At 36.0% G+C, this 18238-nt stretch carries 13 protein-coding genes; 9 read left to right on the top strand and 4 right to left on the bottom strand.

Annotated elements, in window-relative coordinates:
• Nucleotides 1-9 precede the first annotated feature (9 nt).
• Together aroB and HMPREF2644_RS02090 are read left to right on the top strand one after the other, a co-directional pair.
• Nucleotides 10-1098 (top strand): 3-dehydroquinate synthase, encoded by a 1089-nt coding sequence (gene aroB, locus HMPREF2644_RS02095; protein ID WP_005688099.1) that lies wholly within the window; start codon nucleotides 10-12, stop codon nucleotides 1096-1098.
• Nucleotide 1099: 1 nt separating this feature from the next.
• Nucleotides 1100-1960, top strand: coding sequence for a Dam family site-specific DNA-(adenine-N6)-methyltransferase (locus HMPREF2644_RS02090; protein ID WP_011271924.1), 861 nt, complete (start codon nucleotides 1100-1102; stop codon nucleotides 1958-1960).
• Between the two features lie 1090 nt (nucleotides 1961-3050).
• Here the strand turns inward: HMPREF2644_RS02090 and HMPREF2644_RS02085 are convergent.
• The gene (locus HMPREF2644_RS02085) at nucleotides 3051-3776 is read right to left on the bottom strand and encodes a phosphatase PAP2 family protein (RefSeq protein WP_011271925.1); all 726 of its coding nucleotides are present in this window, start codon (nucleotides 3774-3776) and stop codon (nucleotides 3051-3053) included.
• A gap of 69 nt (nucleotides 3777-3845) precedes the next feature.
• Here HMPREF2644_RS02085 and ribA point away from each other — a divergent pair, with 69 nt between their 5' ends.
• Nucleotides 3846-4496 (top strand): GTP cyclohydrolase II, encoded by a 651-nt coding sequence (ribA, locus tag HMPREF2644_RS02080; RefSeq protein ID WP_005629111.1) that lies wholly within the window; start codon nucleotides 3846-3848, stop codon nucleotides 4494-4496.
• A 315-nt stretch (nucleotides 4497-4811) separates the two neighbouring features.
• Here the strand turns inward: ribA and HMPREF2644_RS02075 are convergent, their stop codons facing one another.
• Nucleotides 4812-6356, bottom strand: a complete 1545-nt coding sequence (locus tag HMPREF2644_RS02075; RefSeq protein WP_070828194.1) for a peptide ABC transporter substrate-binding protein — start codon at nucleotides 6354-6356, stop codon at nucleotides 4812-4814.
• On the bottom strand, nucleotides 6349-6711 hold the full coding sequence (locus HMPREF2644_RS02070) for a YbaN family protein (protein ID WP_005648761.1): 363 nt from the start codon (nucleotides 6709-6711) through the stop codon (nucleotides 6349-6351). Before HMPREF2644_RS02070 ends, HMPREF2644_RS02075 begins: the two co-directional genes overlap by 8 nt.
• Before the next feature lie 123 nt (nucleotides 6712-6834).
• Between HMPREF2644_RS02070 and prlC the strand changes: the two genes are divergently transcribed.
• The 6 genes from prlC (at nucleotide 6835) to HMPREF2644_RS02040 (ending at nucleotide 17136) form a co-directional block, all read left to right on the top strand.
• Entirely contained in the window at nucleotides 6835-8874 is a 2040-nt protein-coding gene (gene prlC / locus HMPREF2644_RS02065; protein ID WP_070828198.1) for an oligopeptidase A, read from the top strand.
• A gap of 231 nt (nucleotides 8875-9105) precedes the next feature.
• A complete protein-coding gene (locus HMPREF2644_RS02060; protein WP_044332227.1) occupies nucleotides 9106-10650 on the top strand; it encodes a type I restriction-modification system subunit M in 1545 nt (514 codons plus the stop codon).
• Between the two features lie 84 nt (nucleotides 10651-10734).
• Nucleotides 10735-11883 (top strand): restriction endonuclease subunit S, encoded by a 1149-nt coding sequence (locus HMPREF2644_RS02055; protein WP_061401302.1) that lies wholly within the window; start codon nucleotides 10735-10737, stop codon nucleotides 11881-11883.
• Between the two features lies 1 nt (nucleotide 11884).
• Nucleotides 11885-13039, top strand: coding sequence for an AAA family ATPase (locus tag HMPREF2644_RS02050; RefSeq protein ID WP_038440859.1), 1155 nt, complete (start codon nucleotides 11885-11887; stop codon nucleotides 13037-13039).
• Nucleotides 13040-13043: 4 nt separating this feature from the next.
• Nucleotides 13044-14042 (top strand): virulence RhuM family protein, encoded by a 999-nt coding sequence (locus HMPREF2644_RS02045; RefSeq protein ID WP_038440857.1) that lies wholly within the window; start codon nucleotides 13044-13046, stop codon nucleotides 14040-14042.
• A 10-nt stretch (nucleotides 14043-14052) separates the two neighbouring features.
• A complete protein-coding gene (locus HMPREF2644_RS02040) occupies nucleotides 14053-17136 on the top strand; it encodes a type I restriction endonuclease subunit R (protein WP_011271929.1) in 3084 nt (1027 codons plus the stop codon).
• A gap of 146 nt (nucleotides 17137-17282) precedes the next feature.
• Here the strand turns inward: HMPREF2644_RS02040 and HMPREF2644_RS02035 are convergent, their stop codons facing one another.
• On the bottom strand, nucleotides 17283-17912 hold the full coding sequence (locus HMPREF2644_RS02035) for a YkgB family protein (protein WP_005658466.1): 630 nt from the start codon (nucleotides 17910-17912) through the stop codon (nucleotides 17283-17285).
• Nucleotides 17913-18238 lie beyond the last annotated feature (326 nt).

Below are 18238 nucleotides of genomic sequence, written 5' to 3'. Positions count from 1 at the left end.
GGATAAATTATGTTGTGCGTCAATGTGGAATTGCAAGAGCGTCGCTATCCTATTTTAATTGGTAGCGGATTGTTACAAGATGAACGTAGTTACCCGATTAAACGTGGGGATCGCGTGATGATTGTAACGAATCCCACGGTTGCACAGTTTTATCTTGATACAGTCATCTATGCGTTGGAAAAACGTGGTTGCGTAGTCGATCATGTTTTATTGCCAGATGGCGAAAAATACAAAACACTTGAATCTTTAAACTTAATTTTCACCGCACTTTTGCAAGATAATCATGGGCGAGATACCACGATTATTGCATTGGGCGGCGGCGTAATTGGCGATGTTGCTGGCTTTGTGGCGGCAAGTTATCAGCGCGGTGTGCGTTTAATTCAAATGCCAACCACATTGCTTTCACAAGTGGATTCTTCAGTGGGCGGTAAAACGGCGGTTAATCATGAATTAGGCAAAAATATGATTGGCGCGTTCTATCAGCCATCAATGGTTATTATTGATACGCTCACGCTTAATACGCTTCCTAAACGTGAAGTAAACGCGGGGCTTGCCGAAGTTATCAAATATGGTGCCATTTTAGATTACGAATTTTTTGAATGGCTAGAGCAACATATTGATGAACTTGTCGCTTTGCATCCTGAGGCGCTTCAACATTGTATTTCTCGTTGTTGCCAAATTAAAGCAGATGTTGTTGCGAGAGATGAAACAGAAAAAGGCGATCGTGCATTGCTTAATCTTGGACATACTTTTGGACATGCCATTGAAACTCACTTAGGTTATGGAAACTGGCTTCATGGTGAAGCTGTTTCGACGGGAATGATGATGGCAGCGGTGCTTTCGGAAGAACTTGGAGATATTTCTATTGCAGATGTGTCTCGCCTTGAAAAATTACTTGCTCGTGCCAATTTGCCCACCGTATCACCGGATACGATGCAGCCAGAAGACTATTTACCGCATATGATGCGTGATAAAAAAGTTCTATCGGGTAAATTGCGTCTGGTGTTACTCAAATCTCTAGGCCAAGCTTATGTGGCGAATGATACCGATCATACCCTCGTGTTAAACGCAATTCGTCGTTGTACTCAAACGGATTAAGATGTTACGTCCGAAAAAACAATCTTTAAAACCTAAGTTAAAACACCGTCCATTTTTAAAATGGGCGGGGGGAAAATTTCGTTTAACGGACGAGATAAATAAAGCCTTTCCAAACAAAAAAAACTGCTTAATTGAGCCATTTGTGGGTGCTGGAGCGATATTTCTGAATTCTAATTTTGAACGCTATATTTTGGCAGATATCAACCCTGATTTAATCAATCTATTCAATATTGTTAAAGAAAATGTAGAGGGTTATATTGAAGATTGTAAGCCGATTTTCTTCGCTGATGATGCCAATACACCCGATTATTACTATGCTAAACGTCGCCAATTCAATGCATCAACAGATCCTTTCGAACGTTCGATTATTTTTTTATATTTGAACCGTTTTGGGTTTAACGGATTATGCCGTTATAACAGCAAGAATGAATTTAATGTGCCTTTTGGAGCTTACAAAACTCATTATTTTCCAGAAGATGAATTACGTTATTTCGCTCATAAAGCGCAAAGTGCGGTATTTTTATGCTGTGATTTTCAAAAAACTTTTGAATTTGCCGATAAGGATTCGGTGATTTATTGTGATCCACCTTATGCTCCGCTACAACAAGAGACTAATTTTACTGGTTATGCAGGGAATGAGTTTGGACTAGTGCAGCAACGTGCTTTGGCAGATTTAGCGAAATCTATACAAAAAGAAAAACAAATTTCGATATTGATCTCGAATCACGATACTAAATTTACGCGTGAAATTTATAACGGTGCTAAATTTAAACGGGTAAAAGTCCAACGTTCTATTAGCCAAAACCCAGAAAAACGCGTAAAAGTGAAAGAATTGATTGCGATATTTGGTGCTCGTAAATAATAAAAATAGCCCTTACTTTATACTAAAAGTACCAAAATCGTAATTTTAAAACCACAATAAAATAATATATTGTGTATTACCATTTATCTCTTACAGTACCTATATACTTTTTTGATACTAACCCAAAATACTCACAAGTCTGTAATTTTACCTGTAATCCTTTTGTTTTATCAGAATGATTATCTAGAAAACTCATCCAATCATCAGAATAATTATTATCCTATAGTAGAATGTAAATTATTTTAATAACGCCTTATTTGTACTGTGGATAATTCATCAAAATTTAAGCCTGTTATGCTTTATTCTTTAGTGTATAACAAATAGGATAAAAATGGAAAAAGCAAAACCATCCAAGCAAAGAAATTTTAATCACTGTCAAGGAGTACATTATTGAATTTGGTAATAAACCGTTAGGTTTAAAAGATACTACACCCAAATGCCACTGCCCTATTTGTGCTCAAGTTTTATTTGAGAAAAATGTTAATACAGTGCCATCCTCTAATAGCAATTTTTCTAATTACCCAAAAAGCGAATTCTGCCCCATAAAATTAAACTAAAGCAATTTATACCAATCATATTTTCCATTATCACCAAATAAAACGCATGGACTGAATTAAAAAATTCATTCAGAAAAAATTGGCAAAAATATTATCGTCAAATTAGTTTTTCGGCAAAAAACTTATAACCTATTGAATTTATTATATTAGCTAATCAACAAAAAATTTGGGAATACAATAAACTTGAAGAGTATCAAATTCCTTATATTCTATTAACATTAGCAGACTGTCCTAACCAAAAAGGAACATATAAAAATAAACGTCACTGCTGGTTTAGATTTTGGTTTGATGCTTCAATTCAAAGATATGAAGATATTTGGAATAATAGTTCTTTACCAGTATTGTGGACAACCTATTATTACCTATCAGGGAAACAAAGAAAACCTTCAGAAATAAATCTAAAAAACATGAATTATTTCATCATGGATAAAACTTTCTTAGAACAAGAAATATTACTTCCCCAATTTATTATTCAAAATATAGAACGGTGGTTTAAAACACACAATTTTGTATAGACAAGTCAGCACCTAATACTATTTCATGACGAAGATCGCCTTTTTCTTTAAAAAGGCAAAAATAATGCCATTAATCAACCATGCCAGTAATGTCGCCACCAATAAATCTATTGGGTAATGCATGCCTAATCGCACACGGCTAATCAACATCAATAAGCCCCACACTGCAATACCCACCACCAGCAATTTTGCTTTAAAAGAACGGTTACCCAATAATTGGGTAAAGCCAACAGCAAGCATTAGCCAAGTTGCCGCAAAAATCGTATGTCCAGAAGGGAACGAATACCCCGTTTCATTCTCATAATGATGAACTAACCAAGCTGGTGTGATAGCATCCATCGAATAAAAATTCTTAGCTATTTCAGCACGCAAAGTGCGGTCATTTTTATAAAAGTTTTCAGGCGTTGAATGAGTTTGCTCAGCTAGATAAACGGTAAACGGACGAGGTTCTTCAAATAATGCTTTTGCCCCTGTTTTTGCCGCTTGAGTTGCAATAACTGAAATCCCCATCACAATTACGCCTAATAGCCATTGTTTTGGATTTTTAAATAAAAACGCAAACAAAAGCGTAAATAACACACAGGTAATCAACGCATAAGGTACGCTACCCGTTTCAGTGAGCAAATAAAGCCAATAATCAGCTTGAGTTAATTGGCTATTACCATGCCATTGATAGGAAATACCCCAAATAAAAAATGGTACAAGACAAAGTAATAACGTATATAATGACAGCCTTTTGAACATGCTCGCCCCTTGATAATAAAAAATAACGCGCGCATTCTAACAGAAATGACTACGAATAAGGATCACTTTATGGCAAAAATTCAGCTAGTTGCGCAAGCCAATTTACCCACTGAATACGGTATTTTCAAAATGGTGGGATTTGAATTCCCAGATACAAAAAAAGAACATGTAGCCTTAGTGATGGGCGATATTTCTAATGCTGATGAACCTGTATTAGCACGTATCCATTCTGAATGTTTAACTGGCGATGCGCTTCACAGCTTAAAATGCGATTGTGGGTTCCAACTGGCGACAGCATTAAAACAAATTCAAGAAGAAGGTCGCGGAGTCTTAATTTATCATCGTGAAGAAGGTCGCGGAATTGGTTTGATTAATAAAATCCGTGCTTATTCTTTACAAGATAAAGGAATGGATACCATTGAAGCTAATCTTGCTTTAGGTTTCAAAGCGGATGAACGCAACTTTGAAGTCTGTGCCGATATGTTTGAGCTACTTGGTGTAAAAAAAGTTCGCTTAATGACCAACAACCCAGAAAAAGTAGAAACCATGAAAAAAGCAGGTATCAACGTGGTTGAACGAGTACCGCTTAATGTAGGCGAAAACCGCTACAACACAAAATATCTTGATACAAAAGCGAAAAAAATGGGGCATTACATTGTGCATAACAATGACGAACAACATTTAATGACCTGTCCACATTGCCAGGAAGAGATTATTTAACAAATAAGATATGTTAAAAAAGCCATACTGTTATATTGAACAGTATGGCTTTTTTATTTAAACTTTATGTTATGGAATAATCAAAAGATTTTTTAGCATATTGCTAAAAACGAGAAACCCCGTCTCGTATTCCAAAGAGCGGGGCTTATCAGGAGTAAGTAAAATGAAAAAAATTGCCTTTTTCATTTTCTTGATTATCTGTTGTTTAGTTAGCTGTTCCGGAACAGTTATCTAAGATAATCGCAAGGGGACGATGTAGGAGTTGTCCCCAATGCCTCCAATCTTAAAGAATTCTTTCCTTGATTGCAAGGGCAATTATTGACTTTGAACCTTTCTCCACAAATCTTTACTATAAATGGCACCGACAGAATTTACTTGTGCACCCATTATACTTGGCGCGAGATAAACTGGCGTACTATATTGAAAAATAGATAACACTAAATGCTCTTGTTGAACTATCCCTTTTAATTTCGCGTAATTTTCTAACCGCACTTTTTCGGATGTCGTCGTCATTGCACTTTCAAATAAACGATCAAATTCCGCATTTTTATAGCCATTTTTGTTATCTGGGCTTTTTGAATAGAATAAATTTAGAAATGCTGCAGGATCATTAAAATCAGCACACCAGCCAGAACGAATTAATTGAAAATCGCCTTTTGTGCGGGCGGTTTGCAATTCTTGCCAGTTCATCCCTTGATTTTCAACTCGTAATAAATCAGATTGTGATAATTGATGATTTAATCGCATTGCAATGGTTTCATTCAGAGATGAATCATCATAACGAATACGTAATTTCAATGGACGAGTTTCACTAATTTGATTTTGGGAAAAGAGCTGTTCTGCAACAACTGGCTCCCAAACAGATTCTTGCTCACCTAGCATAGATTTTGGCAAAAAAATATTGCTAGGATGAAGATGAGCAATATCTGCAACCAAATTATTGGTAGAAATCATCGAAACAATCGCTTTTCTTACCGCACTTTTTTGTAACACAGGATCGGAAAGATTAAACTCATAGAAGTAAGTACAAAGTTGCGGATAATCTTGGATATTCTGATCGACTTTTTTCGGATTCATTACAACATCAAAATCAGACAAATCTGCATCAACGGAAATTTTTTGATACTTCACTTGCTGAAATATCACTTTTTCTTTCGCCCAATAATAAGGATTGGTAGTTAAAATATGCTGATTTTCAGCCTGACTTTGTAACTGATATGCGCCATTACTGATAAATATTTCAGTCGATTTAGCATAGTGAGGCAAAAGACTCACATGTGCCAGCATAGAAGGTAAATATGGCGATGCTTTATCTAATTCAATGCGTAAAGTGCGGTCATTTTCAGCAAACAATCCTAGGGATTCAACAGGTAACGCTTTTTCCAATACTGCCTTCGCATTTTTCAGATTCATAAAAGCCAAATAATTTTTAAGTGGGCTTTCAGATTGAGAAAGTGTTTGCCAAGATTGTACAAAATCTGATGCAGTGATAGGCTCGCCATTTGACCATTTAGCATTTTCACGCAAAGTGAAAATCCAAGTTTTATTGTCTTCGGTTTGCCAATTTTCTGCTACAGCTGGAACAAGATTACCTTGCACATCATAAGCTGTTAATCCTTCAAAAAGATCTCGTAATAATTGAATTTGTTCTTCGCTTTGTGCTTGCCAAGGTTGCAAAGTCAAATCGCTATAAACGCCACGTTTTAATTCAACTCGGTTAGATTCTAATTGAGTATTTTTTTGTGTCTCAATTTGTGGCGAAATAGGCTTAGGACTATCCAATTTATCACAAGCCTCCACCGTAAAAATAATAGAAAAAATAACCGCACTTCGTTGGCACAAAGCGAACAAATTATTCATTTTCGGTTTTAATCCAAAATAAGAAGAACCAAAACTTAATACAAATCAACGCAACAATAACACTACGCCCTATTACACTTGGCGTGAAATAAAAACCAATTAGTAGCATTGTGGTAACAAAAGTCAAAATAAAAATTTTGGTATTTTTCTTTAATGATCGATTTTCATGAAAGGACTTGAGATGTTTTTGATAAATACTTGTGCCTAAAAACCATTGTTCTAAGCGTTTTGAACCTTTTGTGAAGAAAAATAAAGTAAGTAATAAAAAAGGCGTGGTAGGCAAAAGAGGAAGAAAAATCCCAATGATGCCAATTGCAAGTGAAAGAAAACCTAAAATAATGTAAATAATTTTCATAATGTTCCTAATAAAAAAGAAAATGCAAACTATTATTACTGATTTTTTAGATTTTTCAACCTTGATATTATAGAATTTGCCGTCACATAAAAAACAGTTTTCAAAAAAGGAACATTTATGTCTATGTCAAATCCATTACTTAACATTCAAGGCCTACCGCCATTTTCACAAATCAAGCCAGAACACATTCGACCAGCTGTTGAAAAATTAATTCAAGATTGTCGCAATACGATAGAACAAGTGTTAAAACAACCGCACTTTACTTGGGAAAATTTCATTTTGCCTTTAACGGAAACTAATGATCGCTTAAATCGTGCTTGGTCGCCCGTTTCTCATCTCAATTCAGTAAAAAATAGCACTGAATTACGTGAAGCCTATCAAGAGTGTTTACCTTTACTTTCTGAATACAGCACTTGGGTTGGGCAGCATAAAGGGCTTTATAATGCTTATTTAGCGTTAAAAAATAGTGCTGAATTTGCCGATTATTCTATTGCACAAAAGAAAGCCATTGAAAATTCACTGCGTGATTTTGAACTTTCAGGCATTGGGCTTTCCGAAGAGAAACAACAACGTTATGGCGAAATTGTGGCACGCTTATCGGAATTAAATTCACAATTTAGCAATAATGTATTAGATGCCACAATGGATTGGGAAAAACTCATTGAAAATGAAGCAGAACTTGCTGGCTTACCTGAATCCGCACTACAGGCAGCACAACAATCTGCCGAAAGTAAAGGATTGAAAGGTTATCGTTTTACGTTAGAAATCCCAAGCTATCTCCCTGTGATGACTTACTGCGAAAATCGTGCGTTGCGTGAAGAAATGTACCGTGCTTATGCGACACGCGCCTCTGAACAAGGCCCTAATGCTGGCAAATGGGACAACAGTAAAGTTATGGAAGAAATTCTTACGTTACGCGTGGAACTGGCGAAATTACTCGGTTTTAATACTTATACCGAACTTTCACTTACCACAAAAATGGCAGAAAACCCACAACAAGTGCTTGATTTCTTAGATCATCTTGCCGAACGAGCCAAACCACAAGGCGAAAAAGAATTACAAGAATTGAGAGATTACTGTGAAAAAGAATTTGGTGTCACTGAACTTGCGCCTTGGGATATTGGTTTTTACAGCGAAAAACAAAAACAACATTTATACGCTATTAACGATGAAGAACTTCGCCCATATTTTCCCGAAAATCGCGTAATTTCAGGACTGTTTGAATTGATTAAACGTATTTTCAATATTCGTGCAGTTGAACGCAAAGGCGTGGATACTTGGCATAAAGATGTACGTTTCTTTGATTTAATCGATGAAAATGATCAACTCCGTGGCAGTTTCTATCTTGATTTATATGCACGCGAACATAAACGTGGTGGTGCGTGGATGGACGATTGTATCGGACGTAAAAGAAAACTCGATGGCAGTATTCAAACTCCTGTGGCTTATTTGACTTGCAACTTCAACGCCCCTATAGGGAATAAGCCAGCGTTATTTACTCACAATGAAGTCACCACGCTATTCCACGAATTTGGGCACGGAATCCATCATATGCTCACGCAAATTGATGTATCCGATGTGGCGGGTATAAATGGCGTGCCTTGGGATGCTGTGGAATTACCAAGTCAATTTATGGAAAACTGGTGCTGGGAAGAAGAGGCTTTGGCGTTTATTTCAGGGCATTACGAAACAGGCGAGCCGTTGCCAAAAGAAAAACTCACGCAATTGTTAAAAGCGAAAAATTTCCAAGCTGCGATGTTTATCTTACGTCAGCTTGAATTTGGGATTTTTGATTTCCGTTTACATCACACCTTTAATGCGGAAAAAACCAATCAAATTTTGGATACACTTAAATCAGTGAAATCACAAGTTGCCGTCATAAAAGGCGTAGATTGGGCAAGAGCGCCACACAGCTTCAGCCATATTTTTGCAGGGGGCTACGCCGCAGGTTATTACAGCTATTTATGGGCTGAAGTATTATCGGCTGATGCTTATTCACGCTTTGAAGAAGAAGGTATTTTCAACCCAATCACCGGCAAATCATTCTTAGATGAAATTCTCACGCGTGGTGGCTCAGAAGAGCCAATGGAACTCTTCAAACGCTTCCGTGGCCGTGAACCGCAATTAGATGCGTTGTTAAGACATAAAGGAATTATGAACTAATACGTCAAACTATAGGGCATGCACAACATGCCCTTTCTCAAATATTTTCCTCGACATAAAAACATAGTAAATTTTAACCGCACTTTATCTAGACAAAACCTGCAAACGAGACATTATTTTTACAAATAGCTGTAAGATAAACGCATAGAAATTCACGCAGAATAGACTAATTTCCTGTATAATTTTTCACATATCTATCCAACTCATTACACAAAATATTCTGAGGATTTTATGGTTGCTGCAATTCAACAACGTGCCGAACTTCAACGCCGTATTTGGCAAATCGCTAATGATGTGCGAGGCTCGGTCGATGGCTGGGACTTCAAACAATATGTGCTTGGCACACTTTTTTACCGTTTTATTAGCGAAAATTTTGCCAATTACATTGAAGCGGACGATGAAAGCGTAAATTATGCACAATTACCTGATGAAATCATTACACCTGACATTAAAACAGATGCCATTAAAACCAAAGGCTACTTTATTTACCCAAGCCAATTATTTAAGAATGTCGCAGCTAATGCTGGCAGCAATCCTAATTTGAATACCGATTTAAAGCAGATTTTTACTGATATTGAAAACTCAGCGACGGGCTTTCCGTCTGAACAAGATATTAAAGGGTTATTTGCCGATTTTGATACCACCAGCAACCGTTTGGGCAATACCGTAAAAGATAAAAACGACCGCTTAACGGCTGTTTTGAAAGGCGTGGCTGAACTTGATTTTGGCAAATTTGAAGATAACCACATTGATTTATTTGGCGATGCATACGAATATCTTATTTCTAACTATGCCGCCAATGCAGGCAAATCTGGTGGCGAATTTTTCACCCCACAAAGTGTTTCCAAACTCATTGCTAAAATTGCAATGCACGGGCAAACCTCGGTCAATAAAATTTATGACCCTGCAGCAGGTTCTGGCTCACTTTTGCTTCAAGCCAAAAAACAATTTGATGAACATATTATTGAAGAAGGCTTTTTCGGGCAGGAAATTAACCATACCACATACAACCTTGCCCGTATGAATATGTTTTTGCATAACATCAACTACGACAAGTTTGATATTGCTTTAGGTAACACCTTAATGGAACCACAATTTGGCGATGATAAACCTTTCGATGCCATCGTTTCTAACCCGCCTTACTCCGTGAAATGGGCTGGCTCCGACGATCCAACACTGATTAACGATGAACGATTTGCCCCCGCAGGTGTGCTTGCACCGAAATCTAAAGCGGACTTTGCCTTTATTTTACATGCGTTAAGTTATCTTTCAGCAAAAGGCCGCGCGGCGATTGTTTCCTTCCCTGGTATTTTTTATCGTGGCGGTGCCGAGCAAAAAATTCGTCAATATTTGGTGGATAATAACTATGTGGACGCGGTGATTGCGCTTGCGCCAAATCTCTTTTTTGGCACCAGTATTGCCGTAAATATTTTGGTGCTTTCCAAACACAAACCCAATACGCAAACTCAATTTATCGACGCCAGCGGTTTATTTAAATCTGCCACTAATAACAACATTTTAGAAGAGGAACATATCGAGCAAATCCTCAAACTGTTTGCCGATAAAGAGGATGTGCCGCATTTGGCAAAATCCATATCCTTTGAAGAAATCGCCCAAAATGACTACAACCTTGCAGTAAGTTCGTATGTGGAACAAAAAGACACTCGTGAAGTGATTAATATTGATGAACTCAATGCTCAAATTCGTGAAACTGTTACCAATATTGACCGCTTGCGTGCGGAGATTGACAAGATTGTGGCAGAAATTGAAGGGTAAAATGTAGGGTGGGCTTCAGCCCACCAATTTACGATAACAGGTGGTGGGCTAAAGCCCACCCTACGAGGAGCAACAAAAAATACGATGAAAAACAACCGCACTTTTTTAGAGAAATTATTGGATGGGGCTGAAGTTGAGTGGAAGCCTTTGATTAAAGTAGCCTCTTTGACAAGAGGGAGAGTTATATCAAAGGAGTATTTAGCTAATAATTTAGGAGATTATCCTGTATATAGTTCTCAAACTGTAAATAATGGTGAAATTGGAAAAATAAACTCATTCGACTTTGATGGAGAATTTGTTAGTTGGACTACTGATGGTGCTAATGCAGGAACAGTATTTTATCGTTCAGGAAAATTCTCAATCACAAATGTTTGTGGCTTGATAAAAATTCAAAATAACCTTGAACTGAACTATAAATTTTTATTTTATTGGCTTTCAATTGAAGCAAAGAATCATGTTTATTCAGGTATGGGAAATCCCAAACTAATGAGCCACCAGATGGAAAAAATCCTAATCCCCATCCCCCCACTCTCCGTCCAAACCGAAATCGTAAAAATTTTGGACGCATTGACAGCACTTACCAGCGAGCTTACCAGCGAGCTTACCAGCGAGCTTATACTACGCCAGAAACAATATGAATACTATCGGGAGAAATTGTTAAGTGAAGAAGAGCTTGGGAAGGTTGGGTTTGAGTGGAAGCCTCTAGGAGAAGTAACAAACATAAAAACAGGTCAAGCAGTTAGTAAATATTCAATTTCACAAAATCCTGGAATATATCCCGTCATTAACAGTGGTCGTGAACCTTTAGGATTCATTAATGAGTGGAATACTGAAAATGACCCGATTGGCATTACAACAAGAGGTGCTGGAGTTGGCTCAATTACTTGGCAAGAAGGTAAATATTTTCGAGGAAATCTTAATTATTCTGTCACTGTAAAATCAGATTATAAATTAAATATTCGCTTTCTTTACCATATATTGCTTCATTTTCAAAAAGAGATTCATAATTTATGCTCTTTTACAGGAATTCCAGCACTAAACGCCAGTGAGCTAAAAAAATTAGAAATTTCTATTCCAGCTATCGAAGAACAACAACGTATCGTTTCAATCCTAGATAAATTTGAAACCTTAACCAATTCCATCACCGAAGGCTTGCCTTTAGCGATTGAACAAAGCCAAAAGCGGTATGAATATTACCGAGAATTATTATTGAATTTCCCTGGCAGAGAATAATATGACTAAAAGTTTAGACAAAATTGCAAAACAATTAAGAGATTCTGATAAAAAGGTTAATCTAATTTACGCCTTTAATGGAAGTGGAAAAACCCGTTTATCAAAAGTCTTTAAGAATCTTATTGCACCTAAAGAAAATCATGACAATGAAGAAGATCTAACACGAAGAAAAATTCTTTATTTCAATGCCTTTACCGAAGATTTATTCTATTGGGATAATGATCTACTTAATGACACAGAACCAAAATTAAAGATTCAACCAAATTCTTTTATTCGCTGGTTGATTAGAGATCAAGGGGATGAAGGTAAAGTAATTGGAAAATTTCATCATTATTGTGATGAAAAACTTATGCCTAAATTTGATATAGAAAATAATCAAATTACATTCAGTTTTGCACGTGGAGATGATACGCCTGAAGAAAATATAAAACTATCGAAGGGGGAAGAAAGTAATTTTATTTGGAGTATTTTTCATACGTTAATTGAACAAGTTGTTGCAGAATTAAATATCTCAGAGCCTAGTGAACGCACTACTAATGAATTTGATGAACTTAAATATATCTTTATTGATGATCCAGTAAGTTCATTGGATGAAAATCATCTTATTCAATTAGCTGTTGATTTAGCAGAATTAGTCAAAGATAGTCCCGATACTATAAAATTTATTATCACCACACACAATCCTTTATTTTATAACGTTTTATACAATGAACTTGGAGCAAAAAATGGTTATATTCTAAGAAAAGATGAAAATAAGAATGAAAAAGAAAGATTTGATCTTGAGGTGAAACAAGGTGGTTCAAACAAGAGTTTCTCCTATCATCTTTTTCTAAAAAATCTACTTGAAGAAGTTGAACCTAAAGATATTCAAAAATATCACTTCATGTTACTGAGAAATTTATATGAAAAAGCTGCTAACTTTCTTGGTTATTCAGGATGGTCAAATCTATTACCCAATGATGATGCAAGACAAAGCTATTACACTCGTATAATCAATTTTACTAGTCACTCTACGTTATCAAATGAGATAATCGCTGAGCCAACAGATGCCGAAAAGAAGATTGTTAAATATTTACTTGAACATCTAATTAATAATTATGGTTTCTATATAGAAGAAAATATTAAAGACCCACAAACTGATAATATAACAGAGTAAAAATATGAACGACTTAATCATCTACAACACTGACGATGGTAAATCTCACGTTGCTTTATTAGTTATCGAAAATGAGGCTTGGCTGACTCAAAATCAGCTTGCGGAACTTTTTGACACCTCTGTACCAAATATAACCACTCATATAAAAAACATATTACAAGACAAAGAGTTAGATGAGTTTTCAGTTATTAAGGATTACTTAATAACTGCCCAAGATAGCAAACAATATCAAGTAAAACATTATTCCCTTGATATGATTCTCGCCATCGGCTTTCGTGTGCGCAGCCCTCGTGGTGTACAGTTTCGTCGTTGGGCGAATACGCAATTACGTACTTATTTAGATAAAGGTTTTCTATTAGATAAAGAGCGGTTGAAAAATCCTCAAGGTCGATTTGATCATTTTGATGAATTACTGGAACAAATTCGCGAAATTCGAGCCAGTGAATTGCGGTTTTATCAAAAAGTACGAGAGTTATTTAAATTATCCAGTGACTACGATAAAACAGATAAAGTCACTCAAATGTTTTTTGCAGAAACACAAAATAAGTTGATTTATGCCATTACACAACAAACCGCCGCAGAGCTTATTTGTACGCGTGCAAATGCCAAATTGCCTAATATGGGTCTTACCTCTTGGAAAGGTGCTGTTGTACGTAAAGGCGATATTATTACCGCTAAAAACTATTTAACTCATGATGAATTAGATTCTTTGAATCGTTTAGTGATGATCTTTTTAGAAAGTGCTGAATTACGCGTTAAAAATCGTCAAGATCTCACATTAAATTTCTGGCGTAATAATGTCGATAATTTAATTGAATTTAACGGTTTTCCGTTGCTTATCGGTAATGGAACCCGAACCGTAAAACAAATGGAAACCTTTACCAAAGAACAATATGCCTTATTTGATCAGGTCAGAAAACAACAAAAACGCATACAAGCTGATAATGAAGATTTAGAAATTTTAGAAAACTGGCAGAAAGATCTGAAAAAGCAAAAGCATTAAGGAACTACTTATGACCCAATACAAAACTATCGCTGAATCCAATAATTTTATCGTTTTAGATCAATATAATAAATTTGTGGAAGAACCTAATGCTGGTTACCAAACGGAAGGGAGCCTTGAGCGTGAGTTTATTCGTGATTTACAGGCTCAAGGCTATGAGTATTTACAAGGGCTTAATAATCACGATGAACTGATTAAAAACTTACGTGTTCAATTACAACGGTTGAATAATGTTATTTTCTCCGATGCAGAATGGCAACGTTTTTTAGAGGAATATTTGGATAAACCGAGCGATAATCTGATTGAGAAAACCCGCAAAATTCACGATGATTATATTTATGATTTTGTGTTCGATAACGGACGCATTCAGAATATCTATTTGCTAGATAAGAAAAATCTTGCCAATAATTCTCTGCAAGTCATCAATCAATTTGAGCAAACAGGCAGCTATGATAATCGTTATGATGTGACAATTTTGGTGAATGGTTTACCCCTTGTGCATATTGAACTGAAAAAACGTGGCGTGGCGATTCGTGAAGCCTTTAACCAAATTCACCGTTACAGCAAAGAAAGTTTCAATAAAGAAAATTCTCTCTTTAAATATATTCAGATTTTTGTCATTTCTAATGGCACGGATACTCGCTATTTTGCTAATACGACTAAACGCAATAAGAATAGCTACGACTTCACAATGAATTGGGCAACGGCAAAAAATACTCTGATTAAAGATTTAAAGGATTTTACCGCAACTTTCTTGCAAAAGAATACTTTGCTCAATGTGTTGGTAAATTACTGCGTGTTTGATGTTTCCGACACTCTATTGATTATGCGTCCGTATCAAATTGCCGCCACTGAGCGTATTTTATGGAAAATCAAAAGTTCATATCACGCCAAAAATTGGAGCAACAAAGAAAGTGGTGGCTATATTTGGCATACCACAGGCTCAGGCAAAACCCTCACCAGTTTTAAAGCATCTCGTCTTGCGACTGAACTTGATTTTATTGATAAAGTCTTTTTTGTGGTCGATCGTAAAGACTTAGACTACCAAACGATGAAAGAATATCAGCGTTTTTCGCCTGATAGCGTGAATGGGTCGGAAAGTACCGCTGGGCTTAAACGCAATATTGAAAAAGATGATAACAAAATTATCGTAACCACCATTCAAAAATTGAATAATTTAATGAAAAGTGAAGAAAACCTGTCTATTTATCAAAAACAGGTGGTCTTTATTTTCGATGAAGCACATCGCTCCCAATTTGGCGAAGCACAAAAAAATCTAAAACGTAAATTCAAAAAATTCTATCAATTTGGTTTTACTGGCACACCTATTTTCCCTGAAAACGCATTAGGTGCGGAAACGACAACAAGTGTGTTCGGTACGGAATTGCATTCTTATGTGATTACCGATGCTATTCGTGATGACAAAGTACTGAAATTCAAGGTCGATTACAACGATGTCCGCCCACAATTTAAAGCCTTAGAAACAGAAAAAGATCCTGAAAAATTAACCGCACTTGAGCAGAAACAAGCCTTTTTACACCCTGAGCGTATTAAAGAAATCTCGCAATATTTGCTTAACAATTTTAAACAAAAAACCCACCGCTTGAATGCCACAGGTAAAGGCTTTAATGCAATGTTTGCGGTAAGCAGTGTGGAAGCAGCAAAACGTTATTACGAAACCTTACAAAATTTACAGGCAGAGCAGGAGCATCCGTTAAAAATTGCAACAATCTTTTCGTTTGCCGCCAATGAAGAACAAGATGCAATTGGCGATATTCCAGATGAGACCTTTGAACCCACTGCTCTAAACAGTACGGCAAAAGAATTTTTAACAAAAGCCATTGATGATTACAATCACTACTTTGGCACGAATTATGGCGTAGATAGTCAATCATTCCAAAATTACTATCGCGATCTTGCCAAACGTGTGAAAAATCAGGAAGTGGATTTACTGATTGTAGTCGGAATGTTCTTAACAGGCTTTGATGCCCCTACGTTGAATACTCTTTTCGTGGACAAAAACTTGCGTTATCACGGATTAATGCAGGCTTTTTCTCGCACCAACCGCATTTATGACACAACTAAAACCTTTGGGAATATCGTCACTTTCCGCGATTTGGAACAAAATACCATTGATGCAATCACGCTATTTGGCGATGACAATACCAAAAATATGGTTTTAGAGAAAAGCTACGAAACCTATTTTAATGGTGATGAAAATCAACGTGGTTATTTAGAGGTTGTTCAAGAGCTACAAAATCGCTTTCCTAATCCAACAGAAATCGAAACAGAGCAAGATAAAAAAGAGTTTGTAAAATTATTTGGCGAATATCTACGTGTCGAAAATATTTTGCAGAATTACGATGAGTTTGCAGCATTGCAAGCCTTACAAGCGGTCGATTTAAATGATCCGATTGCAATGGAGAAATTCAAGCAAGTACATTATGTGAATGATGAACAAATTGCAGAAATGCTGAAAGTACCCACTTTACCAGTAAGAGCGGAGCAAGATTATCGTTCAACTTATAATGATATTCGCGATTGGCTACGCCAAAGAAAAGAAGGGAATGATAAAGATAATTCGCCGATAAATTGGGACGATGTCGTATTTGAAGTGGATTTATTAAAATCTCAAGAAATCAATTTGGATTATATTCTTGCGTTAATTTTCGAGCATCATAAGAAAAACCAAGACAAAGAGGTGTTAATTGATGAAATCCGCCGCACAGTTCGTTCAAGTTTAGGTAACCGTGCTAAAGAGAGCTTGATTGTCGATTTTATCAACCAAACAAATTTAGATGATATTCCCGATAAAGCGACTTTAATTGACTCATTCTTCCTATTTGCTCAAGCAGAACAGCGAAAAGAAGCAGAATCCTTAATTCAAGAAGAAAATTTGAATGTCGATGCAGCAAAACGCTATATCAGCACTTCATTAAAACGCGAATATGCCAGTGAAAACGGCACAGCGTTAAATGAAGTATTGCCAAAAATGAGTCCACTTACTCCACAATATCTCACTAAAAAGCAGACAATTTTCCAAAAAATTGCTGCATTTGTAGAGAAATTTAAAGGGGTTGGTGGAAAGATTTAAATTTAATATATCAACAATTAGACATCTTATTAAGACATAAAGGCATTATGAATTAATAATACAAAACGTAATGATCAATATTTAACTAGTCGTGATAATAAAAACAGCTCCAATTTATACTTGGAGCTGTTTTTATATCGATAAACTTATTTTTTACGTGCTAAAATTCGATTTGCACACTCTGCTGCAGCTGTTAAGCCACCTGCCATCATAATAATATCTTTAATCACTAAACGACCAACTCCAGATAAATAAGGGAAACCATAGGCTGGCGTTGGTAAATCTCCACCTAGATTAGGCACCCAAGCCTCGGGCGTTGTGATTAAAAATGACAGCGTGACTATTGACATGCCAAATGTCAGTAGGCCTCCTGCTAAACCTGCCGTTGCATTCCAAATACCAGCTAAAGTAAGAATACCAACAGTAACAATAATTGCTCCAATAATGTAAGAAGCCGTATAGGTGCCATTTTCTTTATGCCATTCGATGTTTTTTGCAACCATCTTTCCTTCAGGATTTTTGTGTAGTGTATATTCCATCACTAACTCTCCTTTATCATTCGGCACTAAATTTGGCCCTTTTTCATACATATAGCTAAAAAATGGGCTATTTGATACAAAGTGGGCAATTCCATCTGCCTCATATTGACAAACTTTCAAACCACCGATCCATGCCATTACAATAAAAATAGCAATACGGATAAAATTAATAAATTGACGCTGCATTGGTGCAACAATTCTCGCGACAAATTCAACAAATGTATTAAATACTGACATATAAATTTCCACATAAAAGTAAATAAAATTGAGAGCCTAATTCTACTCGCTTTAATATTAAAAAGCAAAATCAATTCCCTTTAATATAAAGGTAAATAACGGAGAAATTTGAAAAGTTTTACTAATTAAAATAAAATTTGATTTTCCCATTTTAAGCCTATTTATTATCTTTAAATCACATTTAAATAATCTTTACACAACTACCTTATGATATTAAAATTTACAAAATTTAAGCAAATCCTCCACATCTTCTAACCAAAGATTTCCAATTTCATCAATCAATTCTCCACAATTAAAAACATCAGAATTTTTAGCCGCACTTTCTA

Origin of the sequence: Haemophilus sp. HMSC071C11, from assembly GCF_001837655.1 — a bacterium.
Lineage (GTDB): Bacteria > Pseudomonadota > Gammaproteobacteria > Enterobacterales > Pasteurellaceae > Haemophilus > Haemophilus influenzae.
Note: the sequence above shows the minus strand (reverse complement) of the source record. Positions and strands in the feature narration are given on the sequence as shown.

Coding starts and splice junctions, on each gene's coding strand:
- aroB (WP_005688099.1), top strand. CDS start 10: ATGTTGTGCGTCAATGTGGAATTGCAAGAGCGTCGCTATCCTATTTTA.
- HMPREF2644_RS02090 (WP_011271924.1), top strand. CDS start 1,100: ATGTTACGTCCGAAAAAACAATCTTTAAAACCTAAGTTAAAACACCGT.
- HMPREF2644_RS02085 (WP_011271925.1), bottom strand. CDS start 3,776: ATGTTCAAAAGGCTGTCATTATATACGTTATTACTTTGTCTTGTACCA.
- ribA (WP_005629111.1), top strand. CDS start 3,846: ATGGCAAAAATTCAGCTAGTTGCGCAAGCCAATTTACCCACTGAATAC.
- HMPREF2644_RS02075 (WP_070828194.1), bottom strand. CDS start 6,356: ATGAATAATTTGTTCGCTTTGTGCCAACGAAGTGCGGTTATTTTTTCT.
- HMPREF2644_RS02070 (WP_005648761.1), bottom strand. CDS start 6,711: ATGAAAATTATTTACATTATTTTAGGTTTTCTTTCACTTGCAATTGGC.
- prlC (WP_070828198.1), top strand. CDS start 6,835: ATGTCAAATCCATTACTTAACATTCAAGGCCTACCGCCATTTTCACAA.
- HMPREF2644_RS02060 (WP_044332227.1), top strand. CDS start 9,106: ATGGTTGCTGCAATTCAACAACGTGCCGAACTTCAACGCCGTATTTGG.
- HMPREF2644_RS02055 (WP_061401302.1), top strand. CDS start 10,735: ATGAAAAACAACCGCACTTTTTTAGAGAAATTATTGGATGGGGCTGAA.
- HMPREF2644_RS02050 (WP_038440859.1), top strand. CDS start 11,885: ATGACTAAAAGTTTAGACAAAATTGCAAAACAATTAAGAGATTCTGAT.
- HMPREF2644_RS02045 (WP_038440857.1), top strand. CDS start 13,044: ATGAACGACTTAATCATCTACAACACTGACGATGGTAAATCTCACGTT.
- HMPREF2644_RS02040 (WP_011271929.1), top strand. CDS start 14,053: ATGACCCAATACAAAACTATCGCTGAATCCAATAATTTTATCGTTTTA.
- HMPREF2644_RS02035 (WP_005658466.1), bottom strand. CDS start 17,912: ATGTCAGTATTTAATACATTTGTTGAATTTGTCGCGAGAATTGTTGCA.